Source organism: Acinetobacter sp. SwsAc6 (genome assembly GCF_013391565.1).
GTDB classification, from domain to species: Bacteria; Pseudomonadota; Gammaproteobacteria; order Pseudomonadales; family Moraxellaceae; genus Acinetobacter; species Acinetobacter cumulans.
Map to the genome: position 1 here is coordinate 13,789 of NZ_JACAXE010000011.1, position 23,334 is coordinate 37,122.

Here is a 23,334-nt window from a genome sequence, read left to right on the forward strand (position 1 = left end):
GTTTCGGAAATTGCTCTATATTATTCATAATCGTCCCACCCCCTCGTATGCAAAGCCCTCTTCTTTTACATAGTGTGGGTCATAAATATTACGACCATCTAATATAAAAGGATGCTGCATCACGTTTTTTAATCGTCGATAATCAGGACTCCAATATTGTTTCCATGCTGTAACTAAACACAGTGCATGCGCATTTTCTGCTGCTTCATATTGGTCGTCACACAAAATTAGATCATCGCGCGCCCCATAAACCTTTTCAATTTCAGGCAATGCTCTTGGGTCATGCAATCGAACGGTCACCTTTTGTGCCCAGAATGCTTGTAGTAAACTGTGGATAGGTGAATTGATAATACTGGATGAGCTTTCTCTAAATGAAGCCCCCCATATTGCGACTGTTTTACCCTGAATATCTGCCTGATAATAGTTCCAAAATTTTCTGAACAGCAATTCTTTCTGCTGCTCATTAATTTCCCAAACCTGTTGTAATAATCGACTACGATTGCCTGAATCAGTGACAGTTTGCGACAAAGCTAAAATATCACGTGAGAAGTTTTCCCCACCAAACCCCACACCAGAATATAAATAGCTTGGCCCGATACGGCTATCAGCTCCTACCCCTAAACGTACATTTTCAATATCAATATTGAGTTTTTCAGCAACTAAGGACAGATCATTCATATAACTGATCCGCGTCGCCAACATGCCTGAAATACTCATTTTAGTAAATTCAGCATCTAATATTGGCATAAAAATCAGCTGATGCATACGTGGATAAATCGGCCGTAACAATTCTTTTATCTGTTTCTTAGCAAACGCATCTTCATTCGTACCAATTACAATTGAAGTCGATTGTTCGATATTTTCAACTGAAGAACCTTCCTGCGTCATATCAGGAATATATACCCAGGCATCTTTAGACAAAATATCTTGTAGCGTCTTTGTTCCTTGTAAACCAAAGGTCGAACTATTAACCATCAATTTAGGATGAATAATCGGTTCAGCTTTTAATTTATGAGCCAGTTCAATTGCTACATCTAATTTTGAAGGGTTGAAGGCCAAAAAATAGACATCAAATTCGTATTTTAAAATCTGCGACAAATCACAAATTTTTAAAGCACCGTTCAGCTGCTGTAATTCAATAATCTTTTTTAAATTGGAATCGAAAGGCAAATTATGTACATGAAAAAAGCGGATATCAGACTCTGGACACCAGATCACACTATGTCCATGTTCAGCAAATAATGCCCCCATAACCGCTGCATTAAGCGTCGAACCAAATACCGCAATTTTCATATACATCCTCTGTTTATTTTAAGCATTGAGCTCTTTAATAAGTGTTTTAAATTCTTCACCAAGTTGCGGATGTGCAATTCCATAGTGCAAAACTGCTTTTAAATAGCCAATTTTGCTACCACAGTCAAAGGTTTGACCTTTCATACGATAAGCTTCAACTGATTCTGTTTGTTGCAACAATGCAATTGCATCAGTCAATTGAATTTCATTGCCTGCACCCTTAGGTGTCTGCTCAAGTAATTGCATAATTTTTGCTGGGAGCACATAACGTCCCACCACAGATAGGTTAGAAGGTGCTGTCCCTACTGCAGGCTTTTCAACAATCCCTTGCATTTCGATGCTATGGCCTTCCTCTGGGGTTGTTGCCACATCAACAATACCATACTGATCGACTAACTCATCAGGAACAGCTTCGACCATAATTTGCGAAGCTTTTGATTCATTAAAACGACGAATCATCAAACTCAAATCATTATCCGCCGCATCATCTTTAACCAGTACGTCTGGAAGTAAAACTGCAAAATCATCTTCACCTACAATAGATTTTGCACAAAGTACAGCATGCCCTAAACCTAATGGTTGAGGCTGACGTACACTCACAACACTCACATGTGCAGGTAAAATTTCTGTAATTGTTTTTAACAGATCATATTTCTTTTTATTTTCTAAAGTTGTTTCAAGCTCAAAGTTACGATCAAAATAGTTTTCAATTGAAGCTTTAGAGCTATGTGTGACCAAAATGATTTGCTCTACACCAGCCGCAACAGCTTCACGCACCACATATTCAATGGCTGGACGGTCTACAACTGTAACCATTTCTTTAGGAATAGATTTACTTGCAGGTAAAAAACGCGTACCTAAGCCTGCGACTGGAAGAATTGCCTTTTTAATCATGACACTACACTTCTAAGTTTAAAATATTAAGTTAATAAATGTTTGGTTATTAAATATAAGCCACATATTAATATGCCGCTTTATTAATAAATCCTTTAAATATAGTAAGAAAGATAATTTTAATATCCAGTAAAATACTCCATGTACGGATATATTCTAAATCACACTCAACCCGCTTTTCCATTTTATCTAAGGTATCTGTTTCGCCACGCCAACCTCTAATTTGCGCTAAGCCTGTAATACCTGGCTTCACTTTATGACGCAACATATAGCCGGTAATCAGTTTACGATATTCTTCATTATGTGCAGCGGCATGCGGTCGAGGTCCTACAACAGACATATTGCCTAAAACAACGTTAATAAATTGAGGAAGCTCGTCTAAAGATGTTTTTCGTAAAAATGCACCAACCTTAGTCACACGTGGGTCATTTTTCACAGCCTGTGTAACTTTAGCGCCATTTTCCATAACAGACATACTTCTAAATTTATAAACTAAAATTGGTTTACCATTTAAGCCATAACGGATTTGTTTAAAGAATACAGGACCTTTAGAATTGAGCTTAATCGCAATCGCAATACACAATAACAAGGGGGAAATAAGCACTAAAATAGTTGAAGCAACACAGATATCTTCGACACGCTTAAGAAAGATATTTATTCCTTTAATACGTGTATCGATGATTGGAATAATTGGAGTACCATTAATATCTTCTACTCGAGAATATAAAAAATCATAACTAAATAACTCAGGGACAATAACTGTTGAACATGTTGTATCCGAAAGCATTTTTAATAGGTTATCGACTTGATGAATATTTTCCTGACTTGTCACAATATAGACTTGATTAATATCTTCTGAATGAATAATGCCAATTGCATCATTTACATTACCATTAAAATCATATTGATCTGCTTTTTCATTAAATGAATAAATACCCAGCGGATTAAATCCAATCCACTCTGATTTTTTTAAATCAGTAAAAAGCTTATGTGCTTTAACAGAATCACCAATAACAATTACATTTCGAGATTTTTTGAATATTTTAAAGGAAATCGCATATATTAAACGAACAAAAATCCGTAATACTGCCATAAAGACTAAGACTGCACAAAAATATTGAATCAGAATCTTTAAACTAATATCAGAATAAAAAAGACAAAATGGAAGAAGCAAGCAAGCACTGAAGAAGATATTTTTTAAGCAAGCAACTAATTCATTAAATAGACTTACACCACGCCAAGAACGATAAAAATCTGTCAATCCACCAATCAATTGAAAAAAACTGACCATACTTAAAAATATAAGCATAACCTGATGGCTGATCGCTAATGAGTTTAAATTAAAAACAGCATACAAAGCCCAATAAATAGCTACCACATCACAAAATCTTTGTAAAATTGATACGTAAGACGCATTTAATCGAGAAGCCATTTTTTCCCCATATCGCTTAATTTATTATATAAACAGCCATTCTTATCAATGAAACCCTTTGCATAGATTCTTGATTTATTTAGAAAGTCCATCCCAAGTCTTGAAAAATCAATAAAATAATTAATTAATATTTTCTTCAGCATTATAAACACGCAATCATTTTTTGACAATTAAACTCTAAAATTACTTTCATCATTGTTTACTATATTATTGAATGCCGAACGAAATACTGTATTTATTTTGATTTAGATATATATTCATGTAGGATAAGCAATAATAAAATTATGAGAGACCCATAATATGATTCCTGTGATTCTATCTGGTGGTTCTGGCACGAGACTTTGGCCACTTTCAAGATCTAACTATCCTAAACAATTTTTACCCATTACTGAAGAAAAAACATTATTTCAGCTTACTTTAGAAAGAATTACAAAATTAAATCATGCTATAGATAACTTTCAAAACCCTATTATTGTCACCAATGAAAATCATCGCTTTATTGTTGCCGAACAACTAAGGCAACAGAAAATCAACGCAAAAATTTTACTTGAACCTGTTGCTAGAAACACTGCACCTGCTATTGCTGCCGCCGCAGAACTTGCCCTCTCTTATGGAGATGATCCTGTTTTACTCATTCTTGCTGCAGACCACGTTATACAGCAACAAGAAGCTTTTAATGATGCTGTTAAAGTGGGCTTAGAAGCAGCTGAATCTGGTCTACTGGTGACTTTTGGTATTGTTCCTACCTCACCAGAAGTCGGTTATGGTTATATTAAAGCATCAGACTCAATTTCTACAGACCAAGCAATAAAAGCATGTAAAGTTGAGCAATTTGTAGAAAAACCAGATGCTCAAACTGCCCAACAATATTTAGACCAAGGCTCGTATCTTTGGAATAGTGGCATGTTTATGTTTAAAGCTTCTGTCTACTTACAAGAGTTACAGAAATTTAATTCGGCGATTGCAAATCAAGCCAAAGAATCGTTCAAACTCAGCAAAAATGATTTAGATTTTGTACGATTAGATCAAGAAAGTTTTAAAAAATCCCCTGATGACTCTATTGATTATGCCGTAATGGAAAAATCTGATCAGGTTGTTGTTGTACCTCTTAAAGCCAACTGGAGTGATGTAGGCGCTTGGAAAAGTGTATGGGAAGTTAGTAGCAAAGATCAAAATGGCAATGTTTGCCGTGGCGATATCATCGCTATAAACACATCCAACTCTTTAATTCACGCTGACAGTCGCTTAGTTAGCGTCCTTGGATTAGATGATGTTGTTGTGATTGAAACACCTGATGCTGTTTTGGTTGCAAATAAAAATAAAGTCCAAGACATTAAAAAGATTGTAGAAAAATTAAAATCAAATGAACGTACCGAGGTGGATACTCACCGTAAAGTATATCGCCCTTGGGGTTGCTATGATTCCATTGATAATGGACAGCGCCACCAAGTCAAATGCATTACAGTGAACCCTGGCCAAAAGCTTTCTTTACAAATGCATCACCACCGTGCAGAACATTGGATTGTAGTCAGTGGAACAGCTCGCATCTACAAAGGCAAAGAAACCTTCTTACTCACTGAGAATGAATCCGTATATATTCCGCTCGGAGAAACACATGCGCTTGAAAACCCCGGAAAAGTACCACTAGAACTGATTGAAGTTCAGTCCGGTTCTTACCTAGGTGAAGATGATATTGTGCGTTTTGAAGACGTATATGGGCGAGTTTAATAAAAAATAGTACAAATTTAAGGGCATAAACTTATGCCCTTTTATATTTTACTTGAAGGTCAACAATTGCTTAAATGCATATAAAACAAACAACGTATTAGTAACTAAATAACGCTTCCAAAGGCGCTTTGGTTCTGAACATAAACGATGAAACCATTCTAATCCTGAATTTTGCATCCACTTTGGGGCACGTTTAATTGTTCCAGCATGATAATCAAAAGCAGCACCAACACCAATCATAGGGGCATTAATTTTACCTTTATGTTCAAGCATCCATTTTTCTTGCTTAGGACAACCTAAGCCAACCCAAACAGTATGTGCGCCTGATTTATTAATATCATGAACGATTTTATCTTTTTCTTCGCTAGTTAATTCACGAAATGGTGGAGATAAATAGCCTGATATTTTCAAATTTGGATATTTGGTTTGAAGTACATCCACCAAAATATCAAGAGTCGACTCTTTACCGCCATACAAATAAATAGACTGCCCTATTTTTTCTGCATGTGCACAGTATTTCAACATCAGATCTGGGCCATTAATCCGATCTTGTGGTTGTCCAGAAACCTTTTTGATCATCCACGCCACAGGAGCTCCATCAGGCGTAGACATATCTGCATGCTTTAATACCTGATTAAATTCTGGATCTTGCTTTGCAGTTACCACTGAATGCGCATTGCAGATACAAACCACACGACTTTCATGATTTTCACCCCATGACGATAATCGCTGAACAGCATCTTCCCAAGTAACTTGATCAATGGGTGCATCAATTACGTGTATGATTTTCTTGGGCTGTACACTCATTTAATTTTGTCTCTCATAATTACAAGATTGAATCGCATCCATATAAATATCTTCAAGTTGCTGTAGATTCTTTTGTGCGGTATAAAATTGCTCGTATTTTTTTCGGGCATTTAAACCCATTTGATACATTTCTTGCGGATGATCTAATGCCCATTGCATAGTCTGTACCAAACTATCAGAATTACCCGCTTCAAACAGTAAACCTGTTACCTGATGTTCTACTAACTCTTCTAATGCTCCAATACGACTGGCAATCACTGGCAACCCATTTGCATATGCTTCGACTAATGTCATCGGAAAACCTTCATACCAAATACTCGGCATAACGAGCGCCATATGTTTTTTCATTTGATTGAAAACAGATTCAAGTGACTGTTTCCCTAAATGATTGAAATTTGAATGAGAAAGTTCTTCTTCTTGAGGTCCTGTACCCACGATTGTCACTTTTAAAGCATTATTTTTTTCAACCACTTTCTTTAACGTACTAATTCCCTTTTCCTCTGATAAACGCCCTACATATAGAAAGGTAGAATCTAAGGTTTTTTGATCTTGATTAAAGTCAATATCAACAAAATTAGGTTTTACTACAATTTTATTTCCTAAAAATCCTGCTGAGCTAAATTTCGCTTTTGCAAACTTAGTAAGTACAATAAATTTAGACACTTGCTTATTCCATGTATCTAAATATTTATGAACACTTATCATTAATGCGAGTAAAAACGTACCTAATAATGAATCACGATATACCTTTTTCGGTACACTCCACCAAGGGCCGTCAGTAATACTTTTTTCAATGACTTTTCCATCATGCATAAGTAAAGCTGTTGGACATAATGTTCTATAATTATGCAATGTCAAAATAACAGGTACATTTAAAGACTTACATGCGTAAAAAATTGATGGAGACCATAATGGAAAAAAGTTATGAACATGCACAATATCAGGTTTAGCTTCTTTAATTATTTTTTTTACAGCAAAATACGATTTCCATGAAAAAACCAAACCTATAGCCGCACTCAGCTTACTCCAAATCCCATTTATCTGATGGTTTGAAATAATTTCAACATGCACAGAGTGCCCTGCATCCTGTAAAAGTTTTAATTCATTTTTTACAACTGTATCTTCTCCGCCATATTGTTGATACTCATTATGTAAGATCAAAATTTTCAAAAAAACATCCTCTTTTAAATGAGAAAAAATACTAATGCGGCTTATTCAATAAAAATTTAAAAAAATTAAAAATCCTCTTCCAGTACCAAAACCGAAATATAAAAGATAAATCACTAATTTTTAAAATAAAACCGCAAAAAAAAGGCACATTTATACCATATGGAACCATATTAGCAGACAGTATTCTACTCTCAATAAAATTCAATTTATAATCATTAACAAATTGACTATACACTTTCTTTATCTTATCGTCCTTATTTCTATTTGTTATTCTAACTCTATCATTATCATCTAGGACATACGTATATCCCTCAATAAATTTACCTTTCCCACCTTTCTGCAATATTGTCATCCAACAATACCAGTCCTGCCAAGCAGCTAGATTAGTGTTAAATTTATTTTCTTTAAGAGTTAATAGCTTGCAAAAAATTTGATTACCGACATGATTCATATAAATTAAACTATTGTAATCAACCTCATGTAATCTAATACTACCCTGTTTTCTTGTAATATTATTTTTCTCATATATTACACTAGAATATATAAATTTAAATTTTTTTAGATAGCATACATTATCCAGGAATAAATCTATTCTATTTTTTAAAAAATAATCATCATCATCTAAGCCTGTAATATATTCACCATTTGCATTCTCAATAGCAATATTACGACTAACACATGCACCAGAATTTTTTTCTTTGATAAAGTAACGAATCCTTTGATCTAAACCTGAAACTTCTTTTAAATATTTATGAGTATTATCAGTTGAGCAATCGTCAACAATAATTATCTCTAAGTTGGTGTAAGTTTGATTACGAACAGATTCAACTGCACGTTTTAATAGATCAACTCTATTGTAGGTTGGGATATAAACAGTAACTAAAGGAGTATTCATAAATTACCTTTTTTAAACTCTCCAACACTAAAGACTGAAGAAATGTACAAAACCAACAACAAAAAAACAACAAAACTCTTTACTGTAAATAAACTTTCCATAAACAGGTAAATCAACAGTGGAATAAGAATTGAATAAAATAAAATAAAATTATTTTTATCTATTTTAAAAATCAAATAAATCAAAGGCAACATAAAGAAAGATCCACCTATAATACCATACGTAGCAAAGCTTTCTATATATGTATTATGAAATGTTCCAATCATCGCCCCAAAATACACAGATAAATAATCTAAAATATTAAAACTTTTATCTAGAATAGAACCAAACCAAATATGATTTAAAAAAACTGCTATACCTAAACCCCATATAATATCCCGATTTGAATATCCAACTGTTTGCTTCCCCAAAATATCAGCATATAATTCAGCACCATTCATAATTGAAAAATAAATAATATATATGAAAAATATTTTTGCAAAAAAACTACCAAATAAACCCTTATAAAAAATATACTTAAATCTCCCCAAGTAATACAAAAAAAGAGAAATCACAGACACAGCCAAAGCCGTTGAAGATTTAGAAAATACTAAAGCCAAAAATACCAACAAGATATAAAAAACAAAAAGTTTTTTACTTATAATATGATTATATCTAGCTAATATTAAAAACATCAAAAAACATGACAAAAAAACACCAAATTGGTTTTTATGTGTAAATATACCCTGCCATGCCCCATCATGAGTTCCGATAGAAACACCATAATCAGGAAACATAAAGATAAAAATATAACTCATAAAAAGTATTAATAAAAAACACCTTATAATTACCTTAATTAAAAAATCAAAACCATATTTATCAAATATCAAAAAAAATAAAATTATATAAATTATATTATTAACAAATAAACTCAAATTAACATTTAATGAAAAAAAAAGAGAAATTAAAAAAACATATAAAGATGATATAAAAAAAATCCATATTTTGTAACTTATTATCTTACTCAAACTAGATTTTTTCCACAACAATAACATGAGCGTCAATCCCAATAGAAAAACTAAATAGTTTGATGCAGTTGCTAATGGATCTACATATATATCACCTGTTGCCTCTTGAACAGCACCGCCTGTCGCTATCAGCTGTGTAATCGGCGTTAATGATAATAATGTAAAAATCATTAAAACGATATATGTATATAATCTTACTGGCGATAACTTTAATTTCATAATTTATTGATACAATTTTTAATATAAATCATAACATAATCCCAAAAAATATTTTTTAAATAATTGCTATGATTATTAATTTACCCCACTCCTAAAACCGAATAATTTAGAAATGAGGAATAAAATAATGGATTTTTTTAGTAAGCAACTAAACCTATCTTAGCTAGATCTTGCAAAATCAATATTGTTTAAATACCACTGATAAGCATCACGCAAACCATCTTCTAATGAAATGCTCGCCTTCCAGCCTAAATCAGCTAAACGGCTTACATCCATCAATTTACGCGGTGTACCATCAGGTTTGGTTGCGTCAAACTCTAAACGACCTTGAAAACCCGTTACTTTAGCAACAGTTTCTGCCAGTTCACGAATGGTACAGTCCATACCTGTACCAACATTGATATGACTCAGCATCGGTTGCGTATTAGCTTTAAATATTTCAGTGTCTAATTCCATAACATGAATACTGGCTGCTGCCATATCATCCACATGCAAGAATTCACGCATTGGCTTACCACTACCCCAAATCGTTACCACTTCAGCATTGTCTTTTACCGCTTCATGGAAACGGCGAAGTAATGCAGGAATTACATGGCTATTTTCAGGATGATAATTATCATGCGGACCATACAAATTCGTTGGCATTACGCTACGATAATCACGCCCAAACTGACGGTTGTAACTTTCACACAGCTTAATACCAGCAATTTTTGCTACGGCATAAGGTTCATTAGTACTTTCTAAGACACCCGTCAAAAGCTCAGACTCAACCATAGGTTGGTGTGCCATTTTAGGGTAAATGCATGATGACCCTAAAAACATCAGCTTTTGTACATCATTTACATGAGCAGCATGTATTACATTTGCCTCTATCATCAAATTTTGATAGATAAAGTCCGCTGGATATTCATTATTGGCATGAATACCGCCTACTTTTGCTGCAGCTAAATACACCTGATCAATTTGATGGGTTTTAAAAAAGTTATTTACTGCCACCTGACTACATAAATCAAGTTCAGCATGTGTTGCTACTATAATATTTATGTAGCCTTTGGCTTGAAGCTGGCGCACAATTGCTGAGCCGACCATCCCACGATGGCCAGCCACAAAAATGCGTTGATTTAAATCAACTGACATTTCTTAGTGCTCCAAAGATACAGATACGTTATGACCATGGGCTTTTAAAAGTGCAATTCGTTGTGCTTCCTTCAAATCTTCAGCCACCATTTCAGCACACATTTCTTGTACTGTAATTTCTGGTGTCCAGCCAAGGACTTCTTTTGCTTTAGATGGGTCACCAAGTAATGTTTCAACTTCTGCAGGGCGGAAATAACGTGGATCTACAGCAATCAATACATCCCCAACATTCACTGCAGGCGCATTATCACCCTCTACCTTAACTACAATACCTTTTTCATCCACACCTGTACCCGTGAATTCCAAAGTAATGCCTAATTCAAGCGCTGACCATTCAATAAATTGACGCACACTATACTGAACACCTGTCGCAATAACAAAATCTTCAGGCTGATCTTGCTGTAACATCATCCATTGCATACGCACATAATCTTTAGCATGCCCCCAGTCACGCAGTGAATCTAAATTACCCATATATAAACACTGGTCTAAGCCTTGAGCAATATTGGCTAAACCACGGGTAATTTTACGAGTAACAAAAGTTTCACCACGGCGAGGTGACTCATGGTTAAACAAAATACCGTTGCAGGCAAACATGCCATATGCTTCACGGTAGTTTACAGCAATCCAGTAAGCATAAAGCTTTGCAACTGCATACGGTGAACGTGGATGGAATGGCGTGGTTTCTTTTTGCGGAATTTCTTGCACTAAACCATAGAGCTCAGAAGTAGAGGCTTGATAAAATTTAGTTTTCTTTTCCAAACCTAAGAAACGAATCGCTTCTAACAAGCGTAAAGTGCCAATTGCATCGACATCGGCTGTATATTCTGGTGATTCGAATGATACTGCTACGTGTGACTGTGCACCTAAGTTATAGACTTCGTCAGGCTGTACTTCAGCTAAAATACGGGTCAAATTTGATGAGTCGGTTAAATCACCATAGTGTAAATGCAGACGTGCATGTGACTCATGCGGATCTTGGTAGATATGGTCAATACGCTGGGTATTAAATAAAGACGAACGGCGTTTGATGCCATGAACTTCATAGCCTTTTTCTAATAAAAATTCTGCAAGGTATGAGCCATCTTGACCTGTAATACCTGTAATAAGTGCCTTTTTCATAGTCTATCCAATTTTCAATAAATTTTATAAAACCATTCTAATTCAATTCAGATAAAATTAATTAAAACCAAACCAGAATAATCATGTAAAACAATTTAAGATATTTTTTAATCCAATTTTATTTTTAATTAAAAATAAAATCAGCCCATCGTTTAAAAATTTACTCTTCAATGATTTTTCTAAAAAAAGCTAAATCTTTCAAAAAAATTTTTTCAAACTGAATATCATTCAAACCTTCACCAACATTAACCTCAAACAATGATTCTCCTTTATTCATTATAGGAAAATGAATATTCTTTTCACTAATTCGTCTTGCTTTAAAAGCATTACAGACCGTTAAATATTTAAACCAAAAATCATCTGCATGTGGGCAAATATGCAAAAAATTCTCTTTACTCTCCTTCAACCCTTTCAAAGAATCAATTGGATAATAAACTCCCGAAGTTCCAGTTGGCAAAAAACTATATCTTTCTTCTTTATAAAAATTTTTCTCCGACCATTTCATCCATTCAACATAAGGTAAAATTTTATTATTCTCATTAAGTATATAATGACCTCTATATGCTAAAATTATATTTGGTGTCTTTACCGACTCTTCCATTATTTTTTGCAACCAATACAAGGGATAATATATATCATCATCAGCAGTTACTAATGGAGCTCCCATTTCGTAAGTATAAAAAGCTTTTTTATAAGATTTTAGGTTTTCCTCAACAATTAAGAGTTCTAATCCTCTTTTTTGAAAGTTAGATAAGTATCCAGGAAGTTTTCCATATTTTTTGATATCTTCCTGACTTAAAATCAGAATTAATCGATACTGATATTGAGTTTTTTGTTGCATCAGAGACTCTAAAGTCCATTTTAGAGACTTAAATCTTTTATGATATGAAGTTAAACTCACAATAACATCAGCTTTTTCTTTTGATAAAGGTATTTTTCTTTTTATAACAAAATAACAAAATAACAAATATATCTTAATAGCAAATACATACATAGCATTATATATAGAAGAAACTTTAGTATTGAGGTACTTCACACTCTTTTCCTCTCATCAATAAATCTAGAAATTAAATTATTAGGAAGCAAAACATTAAAAAATATATACAACACCATACCTAAAAATATTAAAAAAATAAAACTTAATACACTCTCATCAAAGAAAACCTTTAAATTCATCAACACAAAAAACATTAAAAAACTAGATACAATAGATGGAAATATTTTCCCAAATAAATCTCTCAAATTTAAATCAATTAATCTAAAAAGAATTAATAAATTCAGCCCTACAGCTAAAACATTTGAGTAAAAGTAAAATTTTGAGAATTCTATGATCCCATATTTCACAGAAATCAGAAACCCTGATACATATATTACTGCACTCATAATCCCTGTATAAAACAATACATTAGTTTTTCCTTTCGCTGTAAGAACTGCTCCAGTTGTACTGTTCATAGATTGAAGCATGCCTGCCGGCGCTAACCACCACAGTATGCCAGCAACTAAAGACCATTGATTTCCAAAAACAATTGCCACAAACTGATCTTTAAGCACCATGATTCCAGTCATAAGAGGAAAAGAGATGAAAGTGATCCAAGAAAGTGCTTTCAAATAGGTATCATTAAAGCTAATAGTGTCATTTTGATGCTTACTAAGTATTGGCAACATTGAACGACTAACTACAAAAGTAAGTGTTTGCAATGGGAAAAGCATGATTTTATATGCTAAATCATAGGCACCTAATATAGTACTTGCCATAAAGTGGCCAATTACATATCTATCTGCATTTCTAGAGAAATAATTTATAAAATTAAATGCAACCAAATTTCCACTAAAACCAATGATTTGTTTAATATCTTTAAGATACTTATAACCATATAGGGATGGAATCCAATTTGAAGATTTCCAAATTAACAATGTAGATAAAAGTGCATTCATTAATGACTGCACAACAAGACTATAAACTCCTGCCCCTTTATAAGCTGCAAATATAGCAAATAACGTAGAAAGCAAACTGCTGATCGATTCAATATATGCAATTTTTTTAAAATTAGAATCCCTCTCCATTAAAGCCAAATGCGAAGATGCCAAACTTGTTATAGGGAATGATAATGACAGCAGCATCAATACCTTTAATAATTTTGGTTCGTTAAAGTAACTAACTGCCAATGGAGAAAGTAAACAAATAACGACGGCCAACAAGCCCCCAGTAAGTACATTTAGCCAAAAAACTGCATTTTTTAAATTCTCGTTTATGGTTTCTTTTTGAATTAATGCTGCAGATGTTCCCATATCACGAAAAAGAAATCCTAAGGCTACAATAACCCCGGCCATAGCCATGATTCCATATTCATTTGGAGGTATTAATCTCGCCAATACCACCAAACTCATAATTTGACATAGAATTTTTATAAATTGGGCAAGCGCCACCCATTTCGTATTATTGGCAAAACTCACAATTTAGCTTCACTATAAAATTTATCAAGCTGCATTTAGTTTTCCCCAAACAAATCACGCGTGTAAACCTTATCCGCAACATCACTCAATTCCGCCACAGCACGGTTCGCAATAATCACATCTGCGCGCTGCTTAAAGTCCTCAAAAGACTGTACCACTTCCGAATTAAAGAAATGCGTATCTATTAGATTCGGTTCATAAACAATTACATCGACACCTTTAGCCTTAATACGCTTCATAATACCCTGAATAGCAGACTCTCTAAAGTTATCAGATCCTTGTTTCATGACCAAACGATAGATTCCTACCACATGAGGCTTTAGCTGCAGGATTTGTTCTGCGACAAAATCTTTACGCGTAGTATTTGACTGAATAATCGCAGAAATTAAGCTCTGAGGTACATCTTGATAATTTGCTAAAAGCTGTTTGGTATCTTTAGGTAAACAATAGCCACCATAACCAAAAGAAGGATTATTATAATGCGAACCAATACGTGGATCTAAACCAACAGCCTGAATAATATCTTTCGAATTTAAACCACGAAGTGCACAATAACTATCTAGCTCATTAAAATAAGCTACACGCATTGCCAAATATGTATTTGAAAACAATTTAACAGCTTCTGCTTCCGTTGCGTCCATCAACAAAACATCAACATCATCTTTTAAGCAAGAATTTTTAAATAAAAGCCCGATGGTCTCACCAACATCACTTTTTTCACCAACGACAATCCGCGATGGGTACAAATTATCAAAGAGTGCTTTGCCTTCACGCAAAAACTCTGGGGCAAATACAATATGCAAATCTGAATATTGATTTTGCATTTTTGCTGTAAAACCAACTGGTATTGTCGATTTAATAATAATGATCGATTTACTTTGAATTTCACTTAAATGAGCTAATACTTGCTCGATTGAGCTTGTATCAAAATAATTTGTGCTCTCATCATAGTTTGTTGGTGTTGCAACAATAATAAAATCAGCCATAGCATAAGCTTCATGCTGATCCATCGTCACTTTAAAGTGAATATTTTTTTTAGTGAGATACTGTTCAATTAACTCATCTTGGATGGGTGATTTTAATTGTTGTAACAAATTTACACGATGTTTATCTATATCTAATGCAGTAACTTCATGTTTCTCTGCGAAAAGCATCGCATTTGAAAGCCCCACATAACCCGTACCAACTACTGTTATTTTAGACATTCGTCCTCACCGCTCTTCTTGGTTAAATATATGCACATGTCCCATTATTCCATTGGCATTCATTTACATTATGTTTCAAAGTAAATTGCAGGCATAATAATTGCCATAACTTATAAAATAATCATTCAAAAAATTTTAACGCGAGGAATTATACATATTTTTTACAAAATCTGCGAAAAATACGCTTCATTTTATTTAAATATAATTCTCTCATTATAATATAATCAGATTGTATTTTTACCTAACAAATCCATCCACATGATTTTCAAGGATTTTATACAAACTTAACCTATCTTCATCTTTATGTATCTTTTCAAAATTTACATAAACTTCCTTCATTTCTTTAATGCTATAAAATTGCTCAAAAGATTTTAAAATCCGCTCATGCTTTGTTTTTTCAACATTTTCTACATCAATTAATAATTCTTCATACAATTTCTCACCTGGTCTTAGCCCAGTAAATTCAATCTTAATATCCCCAAGCCCTTTTTCATCTACAGGCTTAAAACCACTCAAGCGAATCATTTGTTTGGCTAAGTCTACAATTTTAACAGGCTCACCCATATCTAATAAAAATACATCACCGCCAGTACCCATCGCCCCTGCTTGAATTACCAGCTGTGCAGCCTCTGGAATAGTCATAAAGTAACGCGTTACTTCAGGGTGCGTCACCGTGACAGGTCCGCCTTGTGCAATTTGCTTTTTAAACAATGGCACCACAGAACCTGATGAACCTAGCACATTACCAAAACGCACAATACTGATTTGAGTCTTTGGGTTGGTCGATGCTAAACCCTGACAATACAGCTCTGCCATACGTTTAGAAGCACCCATCACATTGGTTGGACGTACCGCTTTATCCGTTGAAATTAAAACAAAAGTTTCAACATTTTGATTCACCGCAGCATCTACACTGCGCTGTGTGCCAATTGAGGTATTGTAAATACCTTCAAATGGATTTGCCTCCACAAGCGGCACATGCTTATAAGCTGCCGCGTGATACACCGTTTGTACCGCATATTGTTGCAATATACGTTCCAGTTTTGACTGATTGGTGACAGAACCTAAGACTGGAATAATTTGTATATCAGATGCCTGCAATTCACGGTCAATCGAATACAAAGCAAATTCAGACATTTCAAACAGCACCAGCAATTTCGGCTGATGCTTCACGATCTGACGGCATAATTCAGAGCCGATCGACCCCCCTGCTCCTGTCACCATGACCACTTTATTTTTAATATTCTTTTCTAACAATTCAGCTTTAGGCGGTACAGGATCACGCCCTAGTAAATCAATAATATCCACTTCACGAATATCTGAGACTTGGACTTGCCCATCCACCAGTTGCGTTACCCCAGGCAACTCCATAATTTTGACATCTGCCGAATCAAAAGATTCAATAATCTCTTTTTTTCGTGCACGTCCGACCGAAGGCATCGCAAGTAAGACTTCTTCAATACCAAATTTACCCAATTTAGTTTGTGCTTTTTTGGGTGAATAAATCTTTAAACCACTTAAAGACTGGCTACGTAATGATTTTTTATCATCAATAAAACAAACAGGTAAATAATCATCTGAACGGTTTAGCGCTGCTGCAATTTGCTGACCTGCTAAGCCTGCACCATAAATTGCAACACGTTTACGGCTTTGCTTTTTGGCAAAGGTTTTTAATGTTGCATAACGAATGACCGCTCGGCTCCACCACATATATGAAAACAGCATAAAGCCATACATCAGTGGAATACTCATGGGAATAAATGCAACATTCAGTTTTTTAATCGTGTACAGCGCCACAATTTGAATAAATGTCCCGATTAATATCCGCAGTAAATAGTCTTCATTAAAAGAACGGACAATTGCGCGGTAAATCCCGAGCAAAGCAAAAATAGCAATGCCAAAAATACCGACATAGATATACCAAGCGTCTAAGCCTTGCATGACCTGTACATTCGGACGCGCCAAACGAATGGCATACGCCAGCCACATCATCAACGGTAAAACACAGATATCCATCAGCACCAAAACAATTTGCTTTTGGCGACGCGGTAATGATGCTATAGATCGGATAATGTCTTTCACAACGTGCTCGAATCAGGTCAAGGGAATATTCGCGCGTATTATTATACGCGCTTTTCAGGTTTAGATTTTTGCGATGACTTGCGTAATGACATCCACGGTTTTTTGCAGGCTGGCATCCGACAATGTTGGATGTACCAAGAACATCAAACTGCTTTCACCGAGTTGTTTTGCTTGTGGCAATGATTGTTTTGGACGCCATGCTGTGCCATCAAAGGCTTTTTCTAAATATACTTCTGAGCATGAACCGCTAAAGCATGGAACAGCTTGAGATGAAATTTCCGCCATGATGCGGTCACGTGACCAGCCTTCTGGCAAAGCATCAACATTGACTTGCACATAGCATTTATAAGCGGCATGTACATAATCATTTGACGGTTTCGCTACGGTAAAATAAGGGCTACTTTCAAATACGGCTTGGATACGTGCCATATTGGCATTACGTTTTGCCGTCCACTCAGGCATTTGTTTGAGCTGTAGACGACCAATCACCGCTTGCATTTCCATCATGCGCCAGTTGGTGCCAAATGAATCATGCAACCAACGGAAGCCCGGTGGATGTTGCTTGTTATAAACACTATCAAAGTTTTTGCCGTGATCTTTATACGACCACATTGTTTTCCAAAGACCTTCATCATTGGTGGTGACCATCCCACCTTCACCGCCTGTGGTCATAATCTTGTCTTGGCAGAATGACCATGCGCCAATATGACCAATTGAACCTGCCGATTTACCTTTGTACATCGCGCCATGTGCTTGGGCACAGTCTTCAATCACGAAGATGCCTTTTTCCTCAGCCAATTGCATGATCGGATCCATATCACACATCCAGCCTGCTAAATGCACACAAATAATGGCTTTGGTATTTGGCGTGATTACCGCCTCAATGGTACGGCGTGAGATATTTTGTGAATCCAGTTCCACATCGGCAAAAATTGGGTTGGCACCTGCGGTGACAATTGAACTTGCTGACGCCAAGAAAGTCCGTGAGGTGACAATCACATCATCGCCTGCACCAATACCCAAAGCTTTGAGGGCTAAATCGAGTGCGACTGTACCATTGGCAACGGCAACCGCATGCTTGGTTCCTGCAAACTGTGCAAATTCCTTTTCGAATTCACGGCATTCCTGACCTGTCCAATAATTCACTTTATTGGATAATAGGACCTTTGACACCGCATCGGCTTCTGCTTGGGTAAAGCTTGGCCAAGGCTCAAATGCACTGTTTAACATGGAATTTTCCCAGTCTAAAAATCGAGTTTAAAAATCTATTTTGAAGCCACAATTCGGGCAGGATTACCGACCACAGTGACGCCTGCGGGTACACTTTTGGTCACGACAGCACCCATACCCACAATTGCACCTACACCAATCACTAAAGGCTGATCAGGTGTGCCCTGCTTAATCATCGCACCCGCGCCAATATAGGCATGCGCGTGTATATGAATATTGCCGTTGCATTTTACGCCTGGCGCGAAAGTAACGAAATCCCCAATCACACAATCATGCTCGACATAACTGTATAAATTGGCATGAAAACACTTGCCGATTTTGACATTGGAGCCAATGCTGACAAAAGGACTCAAAGCAGAACCTTCAGCGAGTTCAATTTGATCCATTAAAACCACATGGTCCGCAGTGATCGACCAAAGCTGAATGCCATCCGCTTCTAAACGCTGAGCGATTTTTTCACGCACACGACTATTGGCAATCGCGATTTGCACGTATTTTGTCGATGCAAATTCATTGAGAAACGCTTGGTAATTCATGGCACGATGACCATTTACCAGTGCGATGTCTGTTAAAGCATCATCAATGAATACGATTTCAGATTGATCTTGTTCACGTGCCAATTGCTGACGCGCGACAGGCATCAGGCTACGCCCACAACCTGAAGCACCGTAAATCGCGAAAAGTTTAGTCATTATTTTTATCCGGTGTGCCGGTAAATTTTGTCATGGTTGCCTCGCCTTCAGCACTAATATCATCCTTAGCAATCACCTTTTTTATTGTTTTCAGCATGATTTTAAAATCGAGCCATAAAGACTGATTTTCCACATACCAAGTATCGAGTTCAAACTTTTTTTCCCATGAAATGGCATTGCGACCATTCACTTGAGCATGACCTGTGATGCCCGGACGCACGTTATGACGCTTGGCTTGCTCACGATTATAGAGCGGTAAATATTCCATCAATAATGGTCGTGGTCCGACAATACTCATATCGCCTTTAATCACATTCCACAGTTCAGGCATTTCATCCAAACTGGTGGCACGAAGCATTTTTCCAAATGGCGTCAGACGCTCACTGTCAGGCAATGGATTGCCGTCCGCATCGAGTGCATCTTTCATGGTGCGGAACTTCACCATTTCAAACGGCTTGCCATGCAAACCCGGACGTACCTGACGGAATAAGACAGGCGAACCTAAATTCTTTTTCACCTTATGCGCCACCATAAAATACACAGGCGACAGCAGAATTAAAGCGGTCGATGCAATCGCAATATCTAAAATACGTTTGATCATCGCCACATTCCCATTTCAGCCATCATGTGTGCATTAACCTGATGTACATCGTATTTATTCAGCGCGATTTCACGTGAACGCTGTCCCATATATTCAATCAATTTTGGATCTTCAATAAAGTACTGCATGCTTTGCACCAAATCATCGACTGATTTCACCCCGACCAAATAACCATTTTGCCCATGTTGAACAGTTTCACGACAACCTGGTGCATCAGTAGTAATAATCGCACGTCCCATCGCCATCGCTTCTAACACGGTACGTGGCGTACCTTCACGATACGACGGCAATACATAGACCGAGCTTTGGCTAATCGCAGGACGTACATCACTCAGTTTACCCCAATAGTTGAGGCGACCATCGGAAATCCATTCATCAAGTTCAACTTGGGCAATGGCTGAGGGATTATCATCAATCCAACCGACCAAATGAAACTCAGTTGCTGGGTATTTTGCTTTGATGATCCGTGCGGCTTCAGCATATTCACGTACGCCTTTATCACCGAGCAAACGTGCAATCAGTAAGAATGAGGCTTTGACTACGCCCGCATCATTTTGCGGTAAGGGCAAGACATCAAAATCTTGTACATTGACACCTGAGCCATTCACCACCACCGTCGGTTTTTCAGCTTCAAGCAAATGCATGTCTTGGAATAACTTTAAATCATCAGGATTTTGGAAAAAGACTTTATCACTATGTTTCAAGGCTTGTGCATATAAACCATGCACCATTTTTTGAAACAGACTACGTTTACCTGATTCAACATTTTGAAAGGCATAACCTAGACCGGTAATTAAAGCAAAGCGATGTGGGACTTTTGCCAACCATGATGCGAGCATGCCATAAATGACTGGCTTAATGGTATAAGACAGCACATAGTCAGGCTGAATGCGACGAATCTGCTGATACAGGTTTTTAAGTAATTTTAAGTCTGCAACAGGATTAGTGCCGGTGCGTTGCATTGGAATATCATGTACGGTGTATCCGAGCGACTGCAACTGTTGATATTCGTCAGGAAACGTACTCAGCTCAGGCGCCATGATGTGAATCTCATAGCCTTGATTTGCAATCGCTTCTAATAACTTGCCACGGAAGTTCAGTGCAGAGGGCAAATAACTACATATCATTAAAAACTTCATGCCTGTTGACTCCACACCTGCATATATTGACCGCTGACCGTTTCGATACTGAAATTCTGTTCAACTCGTTTACGCGTTGCTTGTTTTAAAGCGTGTTTTTCTGCTTCTGTTTTTTGCACATACGCCAAGATTGCTTCTGCCAAAGCGTGTGCATTGCGTGGCGGTACAATTGCGCCTAAGTCCTGCACAATGTATTTAGCATCGCCAACATCGGTGCTGATACACGGTAACCCTGATGCCATCGCTTCTACCAAGACATTCGGAAAACCTTCAGTAATTGACGTCATAAGAAATGCATCAATCGATTGATAGAACGCAGGCATATCTGAAATTTGATCCAGTAGATGTACCTTTTCGACATCTAATTGATACTGTTCAAATAAGGCTTTGACGTCCACATTCTCTAAACTTGCACCACTACCTGCAATTTTAAAGATGATGTTCTCATCTTTCAGTAAGCCCATGGTTTCAAATAAATACGGATAGCCTTTTGCCGTGTGGTAACGCCCTGCAAAACCAATCACGGTTGGCTGATGCAATTCAGGGTTCGGCTGAAATTTATCAAGAAATACCCCATTGGCGATCACTTGGCTATTTGGGTTTTGAAAGCCAAACGCTTGGTGCTGTTCCAATGAAGAATGCGCACAATAAATAATGTGATTTGGCTGTTTTGATAAGATTTTACTTAAACCTAGAGCAATCTTGGTGCTGATGGATTCATCTTTCGGTGAAGCAAGAGAATGATGAACGCCCCACACCACCTTTGGTTTTTTAGCTAAGCCAATGACACTCAAACTGGTTAAGGCATTGGCATGGTACATCCAACATTGCACGGTTTTTGGTTGTAACTGCTTTAGCAATTTACGTAATTTTTGAATGGTACTCAGGGTATTGATGCCATTCCAACCTAAAGCATAATGTGACTGACAACGATCGAGCGTGCTTTGATAGACCTCTGAGGTTTTCATCAAACTGATGATCACGTGTTGGTATTGATTTTCAGTATATTGAATCAGACGCGCCAGCATCATTTCTGCACCGCCTACCCCTGCAAAGTTGGTAATCACATGCACCATCAATGGTTTGCTCATGTTGCAGACTCCATCATGTTTAAGTACTGCCTCAATACCGTTACTTTGTGGAATTGCTGAATATGCGCTTCAAAATCAGCTTCTGAATAATCTACATAATCGGCAAAAATTGCCTGTTGCATAGCTTGCGTCAAGCCTGCTTGATCATTGCATTCGACCAATAAGCCAAATTTTGCATGGTCCAAAATTTCCATTGGTCCACTTGGGCAATCGCTACTGACTACTTTCACTTTGGAAGCAAGTGCCTGAATCAAGACACCCGGTAGACCTTCCCAATTGGAGCTTAAAACAAAAAGCGATGCATATTTAAAATAGGCATACGGGTTTGAATCAAAACCCGGTAAATCCACCACATCACTTAAGCCCAAGTCCGATACCAAAGCTTCAAATTCAACACGCAGTTCCCCTTCCCCTAAAATAATCAGACGGGTTTCAGAATGCTGATCATATAAGGCTTTAAAAGAACGGATTAGAAAACCAAAGTTTTTTGCTTCAGTCAGACGACCTACCGCCAAAATCACTTTATTGTGACCATCAAAAAAGCGATGCGTGACAGGCGCTTTGAGCTTTTCAAAATAAGCATCATCCAGCACAGGGTTATAAATGGTGCTCAGGTTATTTTTCTTATAAGCATAATATTCACGAAAATCAGTTTCTACGCCTTTCGAGACACAGACCACTTGCTGTGCTATGGGATAAGTCCAATTCACCAAAGTTTTCAGCACAAATTTGGCAATGCCCTGCAACTTCATATTTTTAGAGGGTGTCGATACTTCGCGCAAGATCAATGCGGTTTGAACGCCTGCCAGTTTTTTTGCAATACCTGCCACAATATTGGTATGGGTTTGCGTTGCCACCAAGCAGTCATATTGCTCAGCTTTCAGCTTCATCTTTAACGGTGTGATGCTATTCATCACTCGACCGCAATTAAAATTCACCAATTGAATTTTCGGGCTGACTTCAGGCAACAACTTGGCTTTATCACCTGTGACATCACACACGCCCAAATGAATATTCAGACCTTGTTCTGCAAAGCTATTGGCGAGTTGAATGACTGTACGTTCTGCACCGCCACCGCCCAAGCTCGGCAAAAAGAACATGACTTTATTCAACATAATCAGACCTAAATTTTAAAA

The 23,334-nt window shown here is 36.6% G+C and carries 20 protein-coding genes; 1 reads left to right on the forward strand and 19 read right to left on the reverse strand.

Annotated features, from left to right (window positions below):
• Positions 1-24 precede the first annotated feature (24 nt).
• The 3 genes from HYG93_RS09405 to HYG93_RS09415 form a co-directional block, all read right to left on the reverse strand.
• Positions 25-1,293 (reverse strand): UDP-glucose/GDP-mannose dehydrogenase family protein, encoded by a 1,269-nt coding sequence (locus HYG93_RS09405; RefSeq protein ID WP_178962399.1) that lies wholly within the window; start codon positions 1,291-1,293, stop codon positions 25-27.
• 18 nt (positions 1,294-1,311) lie between these two features.
• Positions 1,312-2,187, reverse strand: a complete 876-nt coding sequence (gene galU / locus HYG93_RS09410; protein ID WP_178962401.1) for a UTP--glucose-1-phosphate uridylyltransferase GalU — start codon at positions 2,185-2,187, stop codon at positions 1,312-1,314.
• A gap of 67 nt (positions 2,188-2,254) precedes the next feature.
• Complete coding sequence (locus tag HYG93_RS09415; protein WP_178962403.1) at positions 2,255-3,619, reverse strand: undecaprenyl-phosphate glucose phosphotransferase; 1,365 nt, start codon at positions 3,617-3,619, stop codon at positions 2,255-2,257.
• Between the two features lie 300 nt (positions 3,620-3,919).
• Between HYG93_RS09415 and HYG93_RS09420 the strand changes: the two genes are divergently transcribed.
• Complete coding sequence (locus HYG93_RS09420; RefSeq protein WP_178962405.1) at positions 3,920-5,347, forward strand: mannose-1-phosphate guanylyltransferase/mannose-6-phosphate isomerase; 1,428 nt, start codon at positions 3,920-3,922, stop codon at positions 5,345-5,347.
• 48 nt (positions 5,348-5,395) lie between these two features.
• On the opposite strand, the gene HYG93_RS09425 is transcribed toward HYG93_RS09420, so the two are convergent.
• The 16 genes from HYG93_RS09425 to HYG93_RS09500 all read right to left on the reverse strand — a co-directional run bounded on the left by HYG93_RS09425 (position 5,396) and on the right by HYG93_RS09500 (position 23,313).
• Positions 5,396-6,154, reverse strand: coding sequence for a WecB/TagA/CpsF family glycosyltransferase (locus tag HYG93_RS09425; RefSeq protein WP_178962407.1), 759 nt, complete (start codon positions 6,152-6,154; stop codon positions 5,396-5,398).
• Complete coding sequence (locus HYG93_RS09430) at positions 6,155-7,324, reverse strand: glycosyltransferase family 4 protein (protein ID WP_178962409.1); 1,170 nt, start codon at positions 7,322-7,324, stop codon at positions 6,155-6,157. It abuts the gene before it with no gap.
• A gap of 31 nt (positions 7,325-7,355) precedes the next feature.
• The gene (locus tag HYG93_RS09435; RefSeq protein WP_178962411.1) at positions 7,356-8,219 is read right to left on the reverse strand and encodes a glycosyltransferase; all 864 of its coding nucleotides are present in this window, start codon (positions 8,217-8,219) and stop codon (positions 7,356-7,358) included.
• Complete coding sequence (locus HYG93_RS09440; RefSeq protein WP_178962413.1) at positions 8,216-9,445, reverse strand: O-antigen ligase; 1,230 nt, start codon at positions 9,443-9,445, stop codon at positions 8,216-8,218. Before HYG93_RS09440 ends, HYG93_RS09435 begins: the two co-directional genes overlap by 4 nt.
• Positions 9,446-9,604: 159 nt before the next feature.
• Positions 9,605-10,582 (reverse strand): GDP-L-fucose synthase, encoded by a 978-nt coding sequence (locus HYG93_RS09445; RefSeq protein WP_178962415.1) that lies wholly within the window; start codon positions 10,580-10,582, stop codon positions 9,605-9,607.
• Between the two features lie 3 nt (positions 10,583-10,585).
• Positions 10,586-11,704: a GDP-mannose 4,6-dehydratase gene (gene gmd / locus HYG93_RS09450; RefSeq protein ID WP_178962417.1), complete on the reverse strand. Its 1,119-nt coding sequence runs from the start codon at positions 11,702-11,704 to the stop codon at positions 10,586-10,588.
• Positions 11,705-11,864: 160 nt separating this feature from the next.
• Entirely contained in the window at positions 11,865-12,740 is an 876-nt protein-coding gene (locus tag HYG93_RS09455; protein WP_178962419.1) for a hypothetical protein, read from the reverse strand.
• Positions 12,737-14,158, reverse strand: coding sequence for a lipopolysaccharide biosynthesis protein (locus tag HYG93_RS19655; protein ID WP_178962421.1), 1,422 nt, complete (start codon positions 14,156-14,158; stop codon positions 12,737-12,739). Before HYG93_RS19655 ends, HYG93_RS09455 begins: the two co-directional genes overlap by 4 nt.
• A gap of 35 nt (positions 14,159-14,193) precedes the next feature.
• The gene (locus HYG93_RS09465) at positions 14,194-15,363 is read right to left on the reverse strand and encodes a nucleotide sugar dehydrogenase (protein ID WP_178962423.1); all 1,170 of its coding nucleotides are present in this window, start codon (positions 15,361-15,363) and stop codon (positions 14,194-14,196) included.
• Between the two features lie 237 nt (positions 15,364-15,600).
• Entirely contained in the window at positions 15,601-17,445 is a 1,845-nt protein-coding gene (locus HYG93_RS09470) for a nucleoside-diphosphate sugar epimerase/dehydratase (RefSeq protein WP_178962424.1), read from the reverse strand.
• Between the two features lie 60 nt (positions 17,446-17,505).
• A complete protein-coding gene (locus HYG93_RS09475; protein ID WP_178962426.1) occupies positions 17,506-18,675 on the reverse strand; it encodes a DegT/DnrJ/EryC1/StrS aminotransferase family protein in 1,170 nt (389 codons plus the stop codon).
• Between the two features lie 35 nt (positions 18,676-18,710).
• A complete protein-coding gene (locus HYG93_RS09480; RefSeq protein WP_178962428.1) occupies positions 18,711-19,367 on the reverse strand; it encodes a NeuD/PglB/VioB family sugar acetyltransferase in 657 nt (218 codons plus the stop codon).
• Positions 19,360-19,968 (reverse strand): sugar transferase, encoded by a 609-nt coding sequence (locus HYG93_RS09485; protein WP_178962430.1) that lies wholly within the window; start codon positions 19,966-19,968, stop codon positions 19,360-19,362. Before HYG93_RS09485 ends, HYG93_RS09480 begins: the two co-directional genes overlap by 8 nt.
• Positions 19,965-21,107 (reverse strand): glycosyltransferase family 4 protein, encoded by a 1,143-nt coding sequence (locus HYG93_RS09490; RefSeq protein WP_178962431.1) that lies wholly within the window; start codon positions 21,105-21,107, stop codon positions 19,965-19,967. The genes HYG93_RS09485 and HYG93_RS09490 overlap by 4 nt, the downstream gene beginning before the upstream one ends.
• Entirely contained in the window at positions 21,104-22,198 is a 1,095-nt protein-coding gene (locus HYG93_RS09495; protein ID WP_178962432.1) for a glycosyltransferase, read from the reverse strand. Before HYG93_RS09495 ends, HYG93_RS09490 begins: the two co-directional genes overlap by 4 nt.
• Positions 22,195-23,313 (reverse strand): glycosyltransferase, encoded by a 1,119-nt coding sequence (locus HYG93_RS09500; protein WP_178962433.1) that lies wholly within the window; start codon positions 23,311-23,313, stop codon positions 22,195-22,197. The genes HYG93_RS09495 and HYG93_RS09500 overlap by 4 nt, the downstream gene beginning before the upstream one ends.
• Positions 23,314-23,334: the final 21 nt, after the last annotated feature.